At 71.5% G+C, this 15,596-nt stretch carries 14 protein-coding genes; 5 read left to right on the forward strand and 9 right to left on the reverse strand.

The annotated features are described in order from the left end of the window. Nucleotides 1–84: 84 nt before the first annotated feature. Genes KIS93_RS42825 through KIS93_RS42835 form a run of 3 tightly spaced genes read left to right on the forward strand, consistent with a single transcriptional unit; the run spans nt 85 to nt 4,807 of the window. On the forward strand, nt 85–1,119 hold the full coding sequence (locus KIS93_RS42825) for an AAA family ATPase (RefSeq protein ID WP_418115041.1): 1,035 nt from the start codon (nt 85–87) through the stop codon (nt 1,117–1,119). Continuing rightward, entirely contained in the window at nt 1,116–2,378 is a 1,263-nt protein-coding gene (locus KIS93_RS42830; RefSeq protein WP_080041068.1) for a DUF58 domain-containing protein, read from the forward strand. Before KIS93_RS42825 ends, KIS93_RS42830 begins: the two co-directional genes overlap by 4 nt. Then, nucleotides 2,375–4,807, forward strand: a complete 2,433-nt coding sequence (locus KIS93_RS42835; protein ID WP_080041069.1) for a transglutaminase TgpA family protein — start codon at nt 2,375–2,377, stop codon at nt 4,805–4,807. The genes KIS93_RS42830 and KIS93_RS42835 overlap by 4 nt, the downstream gene beginning before the upstream one ends. A gap of 193 nt (nt 4,808–5,000) precedes the next feature. On the opposite strand, the gene KIS93_RS42840 is transcribed toward KIS93_RS42835, so the two are convergent. The 7 genes from KIS93_RS42840 to KIS93_RS42870 form a co-directional block, all read right to left on the reverse strand. Further along, a complete protein-coding gene (locus KIS93_RS42840; protein ID WP_080047032.1) occupies nt 5,001–5,408 on the reverse strand; it encodes a DUF3040 domain-containing protein in 408 nt (135 codons plus the stop codon). Between the two features lie 230 nt (nt 5,409–5,638). Then, nucleotides 5,639–6,880: a DNA polymerase IV gene (locus tag KIS93_RS42845; RefSeq protein WP_080041070.1), complete on the reverse strand. Its 1,242-nt coding sequence runs from the start codon at nt 6,878–6,880 to the stop codon at nt 5,639–5,641. 58 nt (nt 6,881–6,938) lie between these two features. Further along, a complete protein-coding gene (locus KIS93_RS42850; protein WP_080047033.1) occupies nt 6,939–7,622 on the reverse strand; it encodes a methyltransferase domain-containing protein in 684 nt (227 codons plus the stop codon). A gap of 446 nt (nt 7,623–8,068) precedes the next feature. Continuing rightward, a complete protein-coding gene (gene nusB, locus KIS93_RS42855) occupies nt 8,069–8,479 on the reverse strand; it encodes a transcription antitermination factor NusB (protein ID WP_080041071.1) in 411 nt (136 codons plus the stop codon). 1 nt (nt 8,480) lies between these two features. Continuing rightward, nucleotides 8,481–9,041 (reverse strand): elongation factor P, encoded by a 561-nt coding sequence (gene efp, locus KIS93_RS42860; protein WP_080041072.1) that lies wholly within the window; start codon nt 9,039–9,041, stop codon nt 8,481–8,483. A gap of 26 nt (nt 9,042–9,067) precedes the next feature. Next, nucleotides 9,068–10,105 (reverse strand): M24 family metallopeptidase, encoded by a 1,038-nt coding sequence (locus KIS93_RS42865; RefSeq protein ID WP_080041073.1) that lies wholly within the window; start codon nt 10,103–10,105, stop codon nt 9,068–9,070. A 128-nt stretch (nt 10,106–10,233) separates the two neighbouring features. After that, complete coding sequence (locus tag KIS93_RS42870) at nt 10,234–12,003, reverse strand: serine/threonine-protein kinase (RefSeq protein WP_186404758.1); 1,770 nt, start codon at nt 12,001–12,003, stop codon at nt 10,234–10,236. 155 nt (nt 12,004–12,158) lie between these two features. Between KIS93_RS42870 and KIS93_RS42875 the strand changes: the two genes are divergently transcribed. Both KIS93_RS42875 and KIS93_RS42880 read left to right on the forward strand, forming a co-directional pair. Next, nucleotides 12,159–12,764 (forward strand): DUF2975 domain-containing protein, encoded by a 606-nt coding sequence (locus KIS93_RS42875; RefSeq protein ID WP_080041075.1) that lies wholly within the window; start codon nt 12,159–12,161, stop codon nt 12,762–12,764. Continuing rightward, entirely contained in the window at nt 12,764–12,973 is a 210-nt protein-coding gene (locus tag KIS93_RS42880) for a helix-turn-helix domain-containing protein (protein ID WP_080041076.1), read from the forward strand. The genes KIS93_RS42875 and KIS93_RS42880 overlap by 1 nt, the downstream gene beginning before the upstream one ends. A 45-nt stretch (nt 12,974–13,018) precedes the next feature. On the opposite strand, the gene KIS93_RS42885 is transcribed toward KIS93_RS42880, so the two are convergent. After that, a complete protein-coding gene (locus tag KIS93_RS42885) occupies nt 13,019–14,299 on the reverse strand; it encodes a dicarboxylate/amino acid:cation symporter (protein WP_080041077.1) in 1,281 nt (426 codons plus the stop codon). 216 nt (nt 14,300–14,515) lie between these two features. Next, nucleotides 14,516–15,556 (reverse strand): LLM class F420-dependent oxidoreductase, encoded by a 1,041-nt coding sequence (locus KIS93_RS42890; RefSeq protein ID WP_080041078.1) that lies wholly within the window; start codon nt 15,554–15,556, stop codon nt 14,516–14,518. Nucleotides 15,557–15,596: the final 40 nt, after the last annotated feature.

Below are 15,596 nucleotides of genomic sequence, written 5' to 3' on the forward strand. Positions count from 1 at the left end.
GCCGGTGTTCGCTGGAATATCCGCAAATGTCGCTCAAGAACCCGCAGCGTCGTAGGGTCGTACACACAATGGAAAAGGAATGGCATGGCTCCCGCAAAGGCACCGTACCGGGACAGCCGTCGCACTTCTCATGGAGGCCTGGTGGCAGTAACCCATGACGTCCCTCCCCAGCTCGACGAGCTGGTCTCCACAGCCCACCGGATTCGGCAGGCCATCGAATCGGTGATCGAGGGCAAGAGCGACGCCGTCCGCCTCACCCTGACCGTCTTGCTCGCGGAGGGCCACCTCCTGATCGAGGACGTGCCGGGCGTCGGCAAGACGATGCTGGCCAAGGCACTCGCCCGCTCGATCGACTGCCCGGTGCGCCGGGTGCAGTTCACCCCCGACCTGCTGCCCAGCGACATCACCGGGGTGAGCGCCTACAACCAGCAGACGCGCGAGTTCGAGTTCAAGCCCGGGCCCGTCTTCGCCAACATCGTCGTCGGTGACGAGATCAACCGTGCCTCACCCAAGACGCAGTCCGCGTTGCTGGAGTGCATGGAGGAGCACCAGGTGACGGTGGACGGGCACACCTACCAGCTCGACGCGCCGTTCATGGTGATCGCCACCCAGAACCCGATCGAGATGGAGGGCACCTATCCCCTTCCCGAGGCGCAGCGCGACCGCTTCACCGCGCGCGTCGCGATGGGCTACCCCGAGCCGACCGCCGAGCTGGAGATGCTCGACGTGCACGGCGGCACCTCGCCGCTCGACAAGCTCGAACCGGTGGCGACGACGGCCGAGGTGCGCGCCCTGATCGAGGCCGTGCGCGGCGTCTACGTCTCGCAGGCGGTCAAGAAGTACGCCATCGACCTGGTCGTGGCCACCCGCCACTCCCCCGACCTGCGGCTGGGCGCCTCTCCCCGGTCCACGCTGCAGCTCGTACGGGCCGCGCGGGCGCACGCGGCACTGGCGGGCCGCGACTACGTCATCCCCGACGACCTCCAGGACCTGGCCATCCCCGTGCTGGCCCACCGGCTCCTGCCGAGCGTCGAGGCGCAGGGGCAGCGGCGCCTGCCGGAGCAGGTGGTGACGGATCTGGTCAGGCGCGTCCCGGTGCCGGAGACCCGCTCCTCATGAGAGCCGGACTCAAGGCGCTGACGTCCAGGGGCAGATCGTTCCTGGCCTCCGGGATCGCGGCGCTGCTCATGGCGTTCCTGCTGGGCGAGAACGACCTGTTCAGGATCGGCGTCCTGGTGACGGCGCTGCCGCTGCTGGCCGCGATGGTGGTGGCGCGCACCCGCTACCGGCTGAGCTGCGCCCGGCGCCTGGACCCGCCGAGGGCCGAGGTGGGCGGAGAGGCCACCGTGACCCTGCGGCTGGAGAACGTCACGAGGCTTCCCACCGGGCTGCTGCTCATCGAGGACACGGTGCCGTACGCGCTGGGCGTGCGGCCCCGGTTCGTCCTGGACCGGGTCGAGCCGCGCGGCGTGCGGGAGATCGACTACCGGGTCCGCTCGGACCTGCGCGGCCGGTACACGATCGGCCCGCTGTCCATCCGCATCGCCGACCCGTTCGGGCTGGTGGAGCTGACCCGCTCGTTCACGATCAGCGACACGCTGGTGGTGACGCCGCACGTGGCGGCGCTGCCGCACGTGCGGTTGTCGGGTGAGTGGACAGGCGGCGGCGACAGCAGGACCAGGAGCGTCGCGGCGGCCGGCGACGACGACGTGGCGCCGCGCGAGTACCGGCAGGGCGACGACCTGCGGCGGGTGCACTGGCGCTCGACGGCCCGCTACGGCGAGCTGATGGTGCGCCGCGAGGAGCAGCAGTGGCAGAGCCGCGGCGCGCTCCTGCTGGACACGCGCCGGCACGCGCACCGCGGCGAGGGCCCGCGCTCGTCGTTCGAGGTGGCCGTCTCGGCCGCGGCCTCGATCGGCGTGCACCTCGCCCACGAGGGCCTCGGCCTGCGGCTGGTCACCGACCAGGGCGCCGAGCACCTGACCGACTCGGGCCTGAGCTACTCGCTGCTCGACACCCTCGCCGTGGTCCGGCACAGCCCGGCCCGCTCCCTGGAGATGGGCATCTCGGCGCTGCGCTCGGGCGGCGGCGACGGCCTGATCGTGGCGGTGCTGGGCGCGATGGACGCCGACGAGGCCAGGGAGCTGGCGCGGCTGCGGCACAGCGGCATCACCGCCGTGGCCGTCCTGCTCGACGTCAGCACGTGGGAGAGCCGCGACCGGGCCGCCGAGGAGAACCACCTGGCCGTGCAGACCGTGCTGGCCGGCTACGGCTGGCGCATCGTGCGGCTGCCCGCCGGCACCTCGATCGCCTCCGTGTGGCAGGACGCCGCCAACCGCGGCAGGTACGCGCTCAACCCCGCCGGAGGAGCGGCATGAGACTGACGATCGCCGCCGGGGTGGCCTCGTTCACCGCGGCGTTCCTGCTCTCCCCGCTCTTCCAGGGCGGCGGCTGGTTCTGGACGTCCCTCGGCGTCGTGCTGGCCGTGGTGGCGGCAGGCCTGGTGAGCAGCCGCCTGTCGCTGCCGGCGTGGGCGGCGCCGCTGCTGGGGCTGGCCGCGACGTGGATCTTCCTGACCCTGTCCTTCGCCTCCGACAAGGCGTGGGCGCTGGTGGTGCCCACGAAGTCCTCGGTGGTGGAGCTGGGCAGGCTGCTCGCCGTCGGCTGGGCCGACATCCAGCGCTTCGCGGCCCCCGTACCGGAGACCGAGGGTGTCACGCTGCTCACGGCGGGCGGCGTGGCGCTGATCGCGATCGCCGTGGACCTGCTCGCCGCGCGGGTGCGGCGAGCAGCTCTGTCGGGACTGCCGCTGCTGGCGCTGGCGACGGTGCCGGCCACGATCCTGTCCGAGCCGATCAGCTGGTGGGCGTTCATCGTGGCCGCGCTCGGCTTCATCAGCCTGCTGATCGCCGACGGGCGCGAGCGGGTGGGCCACTGGGGCCGCGCGGTGCTGGTGCGCCGCACCCGCCAGGCCACCTCCGGTACGCCGTCCGCGGCCCGGGCCGCCGCCGACACGAGCGGGCTGCGGCTGTCGGGCAAGCGCATCGGGTTCGCCGCGATCCTGCTGGCCGTGCTGCTGCCGGCGGCGCTGCCGGCGATGGAGCCGGTGTCGTTCTTCACGTTCGGCGTGGGCGGGCGCGGGTCGGGCCCGGGCAACTCGATCAGCATCCCGAACCCGATCGCCAACCTGAAGGGCCAGCTCGACCTGCCGGAGCGGCGGGTGGTGCTGACCTACGCCAACAACGACAACAAGCCCCGCTACCTGCGCATCTACGCGCTGGACACGTTCGACGGCCAGCAGTTCGGCATGACGCAGCCGAAGGGCGCGCCGCAGAACAGGACGGAGAACGGCCCGCTGCCCGAGCCTCCGGGACTCGGCCCCGAGCCGAAGATCAACAACGTCGTCACGAACATCAGGATCAGCGACGAGATCGCGCGGCTGCGGTTCCTGCCGCTGCCGTACCCGCCACGGGAGATCAGGGTGGACGGCGACTGGCGGGCCGACGTGGACACGCTGATGGTCTTCTCCACCCGCGAGGAGGCCGCCGGCCTGGAGTACGAGGTGGCCACCAGCGAGCCCCAGCCGACCGTGGACCTGCTCGACTCCCTCGACGGCATCCGCCCCGAGGTGGACCCGCGCTTCCTCGCCCTGCCGGAGGACCTGCCGCAGGAGGTCAGGGACCTGGCGGAGGAGGTCACGGCGGGCGCCACCACCACCTACGACGCGGCGCTGAAGCTGCAGGAGTTCTTCACCAAACCGGGCAACTTCCAGTACGACCTGCGCACCCAGGGGCACAGCAGCTCCGCGCTGCGCGACTTCCTGATCCGTGACCGGGTCGGCTACTGCGAGCAGTTCGCCGCGTCGATGGCGGTGCTGGCCAGGCAGGTGGGCATCCCGTCGCGGGTGGCGATCGGCTACACGGGCGGCGTGCAGGTCGGCGAGCGGTGGGAGGTGGGCACGAACGACTCCCACTCGTGGCCTGAGCTGTACTTCGAGGGCGTGGGCTGGCTGCCGTTCGAGCCGACCCCGTCGGGAGCGGCCGGGCAGGGCAGCGCGCGCGTGCCCGTGTACGCGCAGCCGCGGCCGGTGGAGACGACCGGGACGAGCAGCACGCCGACGCCGGGGGCGAGCAGCTCCGCCGCCGACGAGCCGCAGAGCCCGACGGCTCGGCGCAACATCCGCGAGCTGGACCGCGAGGGCACGGTCGCGACCGGCACGCTGCCGCCCGACGACTCGATGCCGCTGATCGCCAAGATCGGGATCGGGCTGGCGGCGCTGCTGCTCCTCCTGCTGATCCCGGCGGCCGCGCGGCTGGTGACCAGGAGCCGGCGGGTCCGCAGCCTCGGCTGGAAGGTGTCGGAGCCCTCCGACGAGCTGACGGCCAGGATGGTCTCGGGCCGCGGCCGGCTCACGGTGGCGGCCGCGTGGGCGGAGCTGGACGACGTGCTGTACGACTACGGCATGGCCCGCGAGACCAGCGAGACCCCGAGGGCGCTGGCCCGGCGGCTGACCCAGCAGTACGAGCTCGACGCCGAGTCGGCGGCGGCCCTGTCGGCGATCGCCTCGGCGGTGGAGCGGGTGCTGTTCGCCCGGGACCCGGGCCGGATCGAGCCGATGAGCAAGGACCTGCGCAAGGTGCGGCAGGCGCTGGCGGCCACGGTGTCACGCGGCAGGCGGATGCGGGCGGTGCTGCTGCCCCCGTCGACGCTGCGCCGGCTGCGGCTCCTGGGCGAGCGGCTGCTCGACGGGTTCGACCTGCTGGAGACGATCAGGCTGCGGCGGACGGCGGCCCAGAAGGGCGGCTGAGCCGCGGAAAGCGCGTGCGCGGGCGTCCATCGCCCGCGCACGCGGGGGCGCCTGCGATGTAGCTGGGAACATCCGAAGTCGCTGGAAAGCTCACCGAAGCCGCTGGGAACACCCGAAGTCGCTGGGAACACACCGACCGCACATGCGGCCGTCCCCGGGAAGGGGGGCGGCCGCATGTGCGGTCGTGCTTCGTTCAGCGCTCGTCGTGACGACGGCGCCAGCGCTCTTCCATGCGCTCCATGAAACTGCCCCGGTTGCCCCTGCGGGCCTGCTTGCCCGGAGGAGGTGCCGTGCCTGAGGCGGGGGCGGTGTCACCGAACCCATTCATCTTTTTCCAGCTGGACAGGCCCCACAGACACGCGGCGAGCATGACCACGAAACCGCCGACGCCGAGCGGGATCAGGGCAGCGCCACTCGACACCACGCCGACCATCATGATCACGACGCCGAGAGCAAAGCCGATGGAGGCTTTGATCAGGCGACGCTTGTAATGGCTGCGCGGGTCACTGATCCTTACGGTGTTGGCCCACTTCGGGTCCTCGGCGTAGAGGGCCTGCTCGATCTGGTCGAGCAAGCGCTGCTCGTGCTCAGAGAGCGGCACGGCGCCTCCCAAGGACGGCCCCAGGACGGGGAAGACGGCAACGGACGACACGGGGTGTCCGAACCTCGCGGTCGGTTATCCCCAGAATACGAGGCTGTAGACGTAGGCGAAAGCAAACGTCCAACGCAGACCAAACCGGAGGTGACGTCATGGCTCTATTGTGGCCCATCTCGCCCCCCTCTCCCCAAAATCCTGACACGGGCGCCCCCAGCATGTCCGGACATCGAACGTCATGTCTCTATTTCATCAAGCTTGCCACGTACTAGCGACGCCGGGAGCACCGCATCGGGCCCGAATCTCCGGATCGCCTTGTCCATGGCCTGCTCCGCCTCGCGCCACCCGGTCTCCTTCTCCCCCAGAGCGAGCTGGCGGGTGGCCTCGTCGGCCGGCCGGAGATTCTCCATCCGGACCCCCACCAGGCGCAGCCGCACCCGGTCGAGGCCGGCCGCCTCGAACAGCTCGCAGGCGGTGGCGTAAATCACCTGGGCCACGTCGGTCGGCTCACGCAGCGTGCGCGAGCGGTTGATCGTGGTGAAATCGGCTCGGCGAAGCTTCACACTTACAGTTCTTCCCACGTGACCGGCCTTACGCATGCGGGCCGCCACCCGCTCCGACAGGCGCAGCAGCTCCCGCTTGATCACATCGGGGTCGTCGACGTCGGCCGCGAACGTCTCTTCGTTGCCGATGCTCTTGTCGGGAACGTGGGCGGTGACGGGCCGCTCGTCACGCCCCCAGGCCAACGCCGCCAGGTGGGCCCCCACGGCCTGCCCCAGCTCCCGCTGCAGCGTGCTGGACGGCACTCTGGCCAGATCTCCGACCGTGCGGATGCCCAGGCGTACCAGGGACTGCTCGGTGCGCTCACCGACCCCCCACAGGGCCGAGACGGGCAGCGGATGGAGGAAGTCGACGACCTGGTCGGCGGGCACCACCAGCAGGCCGTCGGGCTTGCACTGCTTGGACGCCAGCTTTGCCACGAATTTGCTGCTCGCCACGCCCACGGAGCACGTGATGCCGTAGCGGTCGAGCACCTGCTCCCTGATCATCGCGGCCACGGTGGCGGGCGGGCCCAGCCGCCGCCGCGCGCCGCCGACGTCGAGGAACGCCTCGTCGGAGGCGATCGGCTCGACCAGCGGGGTGATCGAGTGGAAGATCTCCATGACGCCCTTGGAGACCTCGGAGTATTTGCCGTGGCTGGGCGGGATGATCGTGGCCTGGGGGCACAGCCGGCGCGCCCTGCTCATCGGCATCGCCGAGTGCACGCCGAAGGCCCTGGCCTCGTAGGTGGCGCTGAGCACGACGCCGCGCCCGGCGGGCGAGCCCACGATCACCGGGCGGCCGCGCAGCTCGGGCCGGTCGAGCAGCTCGACGCTGGCGAAGAACGCGTCCATGTCGACGTGGAGGATCGGGCAGCCGCTGTCATCGACCCCGGTCCGCGGAGCGGGGCCGATGCCGGTGATCTGCTTGCGAGACACGCCTTCGAGTCTATCCGAACAGGCGTTCTACACCGAGGGGGGCCGGCACAGATCTTCCTCAGTTGCGGTGGCCGAGGACGTGGAGCTGCGTGGCGATGTCACGCAGCACGGGATGGGTCGCGGCGACCTGCTCCAGCGCCACCAGCGACTCCGCGGCGCCCGGCTCGCCATCGACGAGCCTGCTGGGCACCAGGTCGGCGAAGACCCGCACACCGTGGATCGCGCCGACCGTGAACCCGGTCGCGGTCAGCAGCTCGACGAGCGTGTCGGCGGCGAAACGCCTCGGCGTGGGGTCGCGGTCGCCCCACGTGCCGCTCGGGTCGTCGAGCACCGCCCTGGCCTCGTCGAACTGCCCCGACAGCGCCCGGTGGATGGCGCTGCCGACCGGGTTGGCGGCCAGCACGCTGACGGCCCCGCCCCTGCGCAGCAGGCCCGCGACCGCGGTCAGCGCGCTGATCGGATCCTCGACGTACTCCAGGACGCTGTGGCACAGCACCAGGTCGGCGGCGTCGCGGCTGAGCAGCTCGCCCAGGTCGGCGGCGTCGCCCTGCAGCCCGCGCACGCTCACGCCCTGCTCCTTGGCCCGACGCTCCAGCGCGGCCAGCGAGTCGGGGCTCGGGTCGACGACGGTGACGGCGTGGCCCAGCGCGGCCAGCGGCACGGCGAAACCCCCGGTGCCGCCGCCGGCGTCGACGATGTCGAGCGACTCCCGGCCGGTGGCCGCCGTGCGCTCGGCCAGCATGGTCCGCAACGCGTCCCAGACGACGGCGGTGCGGACCGCCGGGGTCCTCGTGGTGACGCCTTCAGCACGCAACGTCGGCTCGCCTCTCTCCCCGCGAAAGTGTGCACGGCCGAAGGTGCACGTCGCGAACGGCTCTCTTCGTGGTCGGGCCCCAGCCTACGCCGTACGCGGGAGCTCCCGCTCCCCACCGCCGATACCCGTGCCATGCGAATCGCGCATCGGGCCCCGGACATGGAAAAGGGCGCGTCGCGGCTGGTGACGCGCCACTTTCCCGTACGGTCTCACTCCGGCCACACGGTCAGGCCCCCGCCCGGGCTGCGGGTGCGGTGCCCGACCGCGCGACATTACACGTCCCTCGCCTCGCGGGCCATGGTGTGGGCCGGCGTGGTGAGAACGTACCCCGAACGCGCGGCCCCGGCCCCCGAAGCCGTGAACAGAAAGGGTGTCTAAAGGGTGAGGCTTGGCTTGAGTTGTTTGAAGCGGGCCAGCAGGCCGTTCACGAACTGCGGCGACTCGTCGGTCGACAGCTCCCCCGCCAGGTGCACCCACTCGCTGATGACCACGCCCTCGGGCACGCCCGGCATCCAGAGCAGCTCGTACGTGCCGCCGCGCAGCAGGTTGCGGTCGACCGCGGGCATCCGGTCGAGTGTCCAGCCCTCGGCGTAGGTGGTGATCAGCTCGTCGATGCGCGCGTGGTGGCGGGCGACGCCCTCGACGATGGTCGAGGTGTACTCGTTCACCGGCGGCTCCTGCCGCTCCACGCGCTCGGCGAGGATCTTCAGCGGATCCTCGCCGCGCAGCTCGGCCTCGAACAGGATGTCGAGCGCTCGCCTGCGTGCTTTGCCCCGTGCCGACACCTCAGGCCCGGCCGAGGTATTCGCCGCTGCGGGTGTCGACCTTGACCTTCTCGCCGGTGGTGATGAACAGCGGCACCTTGATCTCGGCGCCGGTCTCCAGCGTGGCGGGCTTGGTGCCGCCGGTGGAGCGGTCGCCCTGCAGGCCCGGCTCGGTGTTGGCGATGGTCAGCTCGACGGCGGCGGGCAGCTCCACGTAGAGCGCGGAGCCCTCGTTGAAGGCCACCGTGGCCGTGGTGTTCTCCAGCATGTAGTTGGCGGCGCTGCCGACGGTGACGCTCGGCACGTTGACCATGTCGTAGGTCTCGGTGTCCATGAAGACGAAGTCGTCGCCGTCCTTGTACGAGTACTGCATCTCGCGCTTGTCGACGTTGGCCACCTCGACCTTCACGCCGGCGTTGAAGGTCTTGTCGACGACCTTGCCCGACAGGACGTTCTTGAGCTTGGTGCGCACGAACGCACCGCCCTTGCCCGGCTTGACGTGCTGGAACTCGACAACGCTCCAGAGCTCACCGCCCTCGAGCTTCAGCACCATGCCGTTCTTGAGGTCGTTGGTCGTCGCCACTCGTTCTTCTCCCGGGTGCGGCCGCTCTAAAGGACGAGCAGCTCCTTGGTCGTCTTCGTGAAAAGTTCCGGCCCGCCCTCACGTGTCACGAGGGTGTCCTCGATCCGGACGCCGCCCCGGCCCGGAAGGTAGACCCCAGGCTCGACGGTGATCGGAACTCGATCCTCTAGTCTACCGGTCCGCGAAGGGCCCAGGAACGGCTCCTCGTGGATCTCCAGCCCCACCCCGTGGCCGAGACCGTGCCTGAAGTGCGTCCCGTGGCCGGCGTCCTCGATGACGGAGCGGGCGGCGGCGTCCACCTCGCCGGCGCTCGCGCCGGGGGCGAGGGCGTGCCTGCCGGCCCGCTGCGCGGCGGCGACCAGCTCGTACACCTCGCGCTGCCAGGCGGCGGGCGGGCCGAGGCTGACCGTCCTGGTCATGTCGGCGTGGTAGCCCTGGTAGCGGGCGCCGAAGTCCATGGTGACCAGGTCCCCCGCGCGCAGCTCCCGCGCGGTGGGCGCGTGGTGCGGCACCGCGCCGTTCTCCCCCGCCGCCACGATCGTGTCGAACGCGGGCTTGTCGGCGCCCAGCTCCGTCATGCGGCGGTCGAGCAGGCCGGCCAGCTCGCGCTCGGTCATCCCCGGCGCGATCTTCGGGGCGACGTCGGCGAAGGCCCGGTCGGTGATCTCGCAGGCGGTACGGATCAGCTCCAGCTCGCCCTCGTCCTTGACCGCCCGCAGCAGCTCCACCACCGGCCCCAGCGGCACGAGCCCCTCCCCCAGCCGGTGGTAGGCCGCCACGCTCATGCTCGCGGCCTCGATCCCGGCGCCCGGCTCCTTCAGCCGGCCCGCCACGTCCGCCGCCTCGACCGACGGCACGTCCAGCTCGCGGGCCGCCCCGATGTAGCGGTTGTCGGTGGCCAGCAGCGCCGTCCCGTCCGCCCTGACCAGGACGGCGGCGTTCGAGCTGGCCAGGCCGGTGAGGTAGCGGACGTTGACGGGGGAGGTGACCAGCAGGGCGTGGACCTCGTGGGCGGGCAGCAGCCGGGCGAGCCGCTCCCGGCGCGCCGCGTAGTCGAAGGTCATCCGCCCAATGTACGGGTCACGCCGCTCTCGTCACCATCGCCCGGGATGCCCCGGATGTCCGCTCACGGGAGGTCAGGCAGGCGCCTGATGTCCGCTCCCGGGAGATCGGGCAGCCGCCTGATGTCCGCTCACGGGAGGTCGGGCAGCCGCCACTCCCGCAGGAACTCCGCGGCCGGGCCCGTCGGGTCCATCTCGCCCTTCTCCTGCGCCTTGGCCAGGTCGCGGTAGACGTGGGAGATCTGGTCGAGGGTGGGGCCGACCTGGCCCTCGTTGAACTTCCTGGCCGCCTTGCGGAGCTTGTCCCTGGCCTTGCCCGCGACCTTGGGGTCGATGCCGCCCATGCTCTGCTGCGCCATCAGCGCCTCGTCGAACTCCTGGAGCCACTTGGCGTACCCGCCGGGCGGGATCGCGTCGCCCAGGGTGGCCTTGGGGAGCGAGGTCTCGCGCAGGAAGTCCGGCTCCTCCTCGTTCTCGGTCGGCTCGGGCTCAGGGGTCGGGCCGATGGTGGAGGTCTGCGGCAGGATGCTGGGCTCCGGGGCCGGCGTGGTGGCCTCGGCGGTCGGCGTGCTCACCGCGACCGGCGGCTCCTCGCGCGCGCCCGCCCACATCACCATGCCGACGGTCACGGCCGCGATGGCGACGACGGCGATGCCGAGCTGGACGATCAGCTTGCGGTTCGAGGACGAGGGCCGCTCCGGCTCCAGGTCACCGGCCTGGAAAACCGCCGTGTCCCCGGCCCTGGGCGGCCCGCCCGGCCCCATCGACCCGCCCGGCCCGACCGGTCCCATCGGCCCGCCCGCCGCCATGCCACCCGGCACGGTCGGCCCGCCCGCCGCCGGGCCGCCCGGCCCCGCGAAGGCGCCGGCCTGGAAGACCTCCGTCGCGCCGCCCGCGGAGTCCCCGCCCGCGCCGGCCGCGGGGCGCGCGCCTTCGCCGCCCGGAGCGAGGCCGGGGTCGCGCAGGCCGGGGTCGCGCAGGTTGACGCCGGTCACCGGCGCCGCGGCCGGGCCCGGCTTGGGCCGGGCGATGGCGGCCAGGGCCCGGCGGATGGCCTCGCCGCTGCCGGGCCGCTGCGCCGGGTCTTCGGCGAGCATGGCCAGCACCAGCCGGTCCAGCTCGGCCGGCACCTCCGGCCTGATCGCACTGGGCGGAACGGGCATCCCTCGCCCGGCGCCCTCCTGTCCCTGCCCGGCGCCCACCTGTCCCTGCCCGGCGCCCACCTGCTCCTGGCCGGTGCCCACCTGCTTCAGCCCGGCGGCCTCCTGCCCTCGCCCGGCGCCTTCCTGCCCTTGGGCGGCGGCGCCGCCGGTCTCGAAAGGCGGCCGACCGCACAGTAGCTCGTAACACACGCACCCGAGCGCGTACACGTCCCCAGGCGCCCGCGCCGGCTCGCCGGCCGCCCGTTCGGGCGCCACGTACCGGCTCCCGGGGGGCGCGGGCTCGCGCTCGTCCATCGCGAACCCGACGACCTTGAGCACGCCACTGCTGGCCTGACGGAAGCTGTCGGGCCCGACGCGCCCGTGCACCACGCCGGCCCGGTGGGCGGCGTCCAGGCCGGCCGCCGCCTGCCCGATCAGGTCGCACACCTCGACGATCCGCAGGGGCCCGCGCGCGGCCAGCTCCTCGCCGAGGCTGAGCCCGGTGAGGAACTCCATGACAAGGAAGGGCGTCCCTTCGTGCTCGCCGACGTCGAGGACCATGGCCACGTTCGGGTGGATCACCCTGGCGACGGCCTGGGCGTGCTGCCTGAGCACCTCCCTGGTGGCGGCCCCGGCCGCCCGCGCGCCGAGCACCTTCACGGCCACGACCCAGTCGGCCCGCGTGTCGTACCCGCGCCACACCTCGCCCATCGGCCCGCTGCCGATGCGCTCGTCAAGCCGGTACCGGTCAGCGACCAATGACGGCGCACGCTCCGTCCCGTCGGACATATCCCCGCCAAATACTCGAAAATCAGGATTTCCGACCCACCATAGGGCCCTCACACCCCCACCCGTCGCACCTTCGCGCCGCACCACCCTCGACATAACGACTTTCGATATTTACGATTATCGTTATGTCTACTCGTTGGATCCTCCGGCTCGAGGTGGTGCTGAGCGTCGCCCTGACCCTCAGCGTCCTCGGCACCGTGGCCGCCCTCATCGGGAACTTCGTGATCGCCTTCGTCGGCAACGCACACGGCATCGGCATCCCGTTACAGGTCTTCGACGTCCCTTCCACGGGGATGGCGGCCGGCGGCGCCGTCGTCGAGGACGTCAGCGCCGAGGTGACGGTCCGTCCCCAGGGCGCCTCGCCCGCGGCCGGCCTGCTCTACCTGCTGATGTGGGCGCCGGGCACGGTGACGGGCCTGCTGGCGCTGTTCACGGTCGTGCGCGCGCTGGGCAGGGCCAGGTCGGGCGATCGCGCGCTGTTCTCCACGGTCACGGCCGGCCACCTGCGCAGGCTGGGCTGGATCCTCATCGCGGGCTCGATCGTGTCGGCGGTGCTCGACTCGGCGGCGCAGGTCATGCTCGCCTCCATGCTGCTGACGGAGAGCCGGCCGTTCTACCCGCCGTCGGGCGAGGTGGTCGGCGGGGTCGTGGCGGGGCTGGTGGCGCTCGGCGTGTCGGAGATCGTCCGCCGGGGCCTGGTCCTGCTCGAAGAGGTCGAGGCCACGATCTGATGGCCGAGCCCGTCATCAGGGTGCGGCTGGACGAGCTGCTCAAGGAGCGCGGCATGACGCTCACCGAGCTGTCGCACCGCGTCGAGATCACCGTGGTCAACCTGTCGATACTGAAGAACGGCCATGCCAAGGCCGTGCGCTTCTCCACGCTGGCCCGCCTGTGCGAGGCGCTGGGCTGCCAGCCGGGAGACCTGCTGACGTACGAATGAAAGAAGGGGGGCGGCCGGAGCCACCCCCCTCATGTCAGCGCCTCGTCAGGCCGTGGCGGGCTCGGGCACGCGCCGCACGGGCGCGCTGTCGAGCGGCTGCGGCGGCGCGTTGAAGGTCGCCGTGTCCAGGCGCCCCTCGGAGCGCGCCACGAGCACCGGCACCACCATCTGGCCGGTCACGTTGGTCGCGGTGCGGATCATGTCGAGGATCGGGTCGATGGCCAGCAGCAGGCCGACGCCCTCCAGCGGCAGCCCCAGGGTGCTGAGCGTGAGCGTCAGCATGACGGTGGCGCCGGTCAGCCCGGCCGTGGCGGCGGAGCCGACCACCGAGACGAACGCGATCAGCAGGTAGTCGCCGAAGCCGAGCGGCACCCCGAACACCTGGGCCACGAAGATCGCGGCCAGCGCCGGGTAGACCGAGGCGCAGCCGTCCATCTTGGTGGTGGCGCCGAACGGCACCGCGAACGAGGCGTAGTCGCGGTCCACGCCGTTGCGCTCGACCGTGACCCGCTGGGTCAGCGGCAGCGTGCCGACGGAGGAGCGGGAGACGAAGGCCAGCTCGATGGCGGGCCAGGCGTTGCGGAAGAACGTGACGGGGCTGACCTTGCCCCAGACGGCCAGCAGCGTCGGGTACACGGCCAGCAGCACGATGAAGCAGCCGATGTAGACGCCGGCGCTGAACTTGGCCAGCGGCGCCAGCAGCTCCCACCCGTACGTGGACACGGCCTTGCCGATGAGGCCGGCGGTGCCGATGGGCGCCAGGCGAATCACCCACCACAGGGCCTTCTGCACCAGCTCCAGCACGGAGCGGGCGAGGTTCAGGAACGGCTCGGCCTTCTCGCCGACGGCCATGGCCGCCGCGCCGAGGACGATCCCCAGGAACACGATCTGGAGGACGTTGACCTCGGTGAAGGCCGTCACGACGTTGGTCGGCAGGATGCCGGTGACGAAGTCGAGCCAGGTGCCCTGCGTGTCGGTGGCCTTGGCGGCGGAGGTGTCGAGGGTGACGCCCTGGCCGGGGTTGATGAGCAGGCCGAGCCCGATGGCCAGCGACACCGAGACGAACGCGGTGATCAGGAACCACATCAGGGTCTTGGAGGCGAGCCTGGCGGCGCCGTTGACGTTGCGCAGGTTGGCGACGCTGACCAGCACGGCGGTGAAGACCAGCGGCGGCACGGCCAGCTTCAGGAGCTGGACGAAGAGCGAGCCGACCTGCTTGAGCGTCTCAGCGAGCCAGGCGACGTCCCAGACCTTGGCGACGAAACCCAGGGCGATGCCGACGACGAGGCCCAGCAGGAGCTGCAGGGAAAAGGAGAATCTCTTCACGGATGAGGAAGCCTTCGCGAGAAGGGCATGCCGGAGCGGGCATGCCTGGTGAGGGGTGGACGGAAAGAGCCGTCAGCTACAGAGCGACCCGTGCAGCCGGCACAGATCGATGTGCAGCCGCTCGACGAGCCACACGAACACCAGGGAAAACCTCACGGAGCACCACAACAGCGGCGAAAAGCCCCACATTCCCCGCAAACCGGGTGATCTACCTCACTACGCGGCAAACTCCTTGATCTTCTCGATCAGCCGGAGCCGCTCCTCGTGCGTCCCGGCGATCGGCGTCACGTTCAGGGTCGTCACGCCCGACTCCTTCATCGCCTGCACCCGGTCGCGCACGTAGCCCTCGCTGCCGATCAGCGACATCTTCTCCAGCAGCTCGGCCGGCACCTGCGCGGCCGCCTCGTCCTTCTTGCCCGCCAGGTAGAGGTCCTGGATCAGCTCGGCCTCCTTCTCGTAGCCGTAGCGCCGGGCCAGGTCGTTGTAGAAGTTCTTGCCGCGGGCGCCCATGCCGCCGATGTAGAGGGCCGCCGCCGGCCGCCCGAACTCCAGCAGCCCGGCCACGTCGTCGCCGATCGCCAGGCTGGCCTGGGCGATCACGTCGAGCTCGCCCAGCTCGGGGTCGCGCTTGGCCTTGCCGGCGGCCAGGGCGGGGCCCCAGACGTCGGCGGCCTTCTCCGGCACGTAGAAGATCGGCTCCCAGCCCTCGGCCAGCTCGGCGGTCAGCTCGACGTTCTTCGGGCCGATGGCGGCCACCACGATGGGGATGCGCGGGCGTACCGGGTGGTTGATGATCTTCAGGGGCTTGCCCAGGCCGGTGCCCTGGCCGGCGGGCAGCGGGACGGTGTAGTGGCGGCCCTCGTACTGGACGCGCTCGCGCCGCCAGACCTGGCGGCAGATCTCGATGACCTCCCTGGTACGCGCGAGCGGCGCGGTGTACGGCACCCCGTGGAAGCCCTCGATCACCTGCGGCCCCGACGCGCCGATGCCGAGCGTGAACCGCCCGTCGGAGACGTAGTCGAGACCGGCGGCCGTCATCGCCAGCAGCGTCGGCGTGCGCGAGTAGATCGGCAGGATGCCCGAGGCGATCTGCACCCGCTCGGTCTTGGCCGCGATGTATCCCATCTGGCTGACGGCGTCGAAGGTGTAGGCCTCGGCCACGAACACGATGTCGAGCCCGGCCTTCTCGTAGTCGGCCAGCTCGGCCACGGACTCCTTGAAACCACCCGAGTACTTGAGTGCCATTCCGATGCGCATGCCGGGCTCCCGCTGGACCGAATGTTGTTCTGTTGCGACT

This window comes from [Actinomadura] parvosata subsp. kistnae, assembly GCF_900323885.1.
Taxonomy (GTDB): Bacteria; Actinomycetota; Actinomycetes; order Streptosporangiales; family Streptosporangiaceae; genus Nonomuraea; species Nonomuraea composti.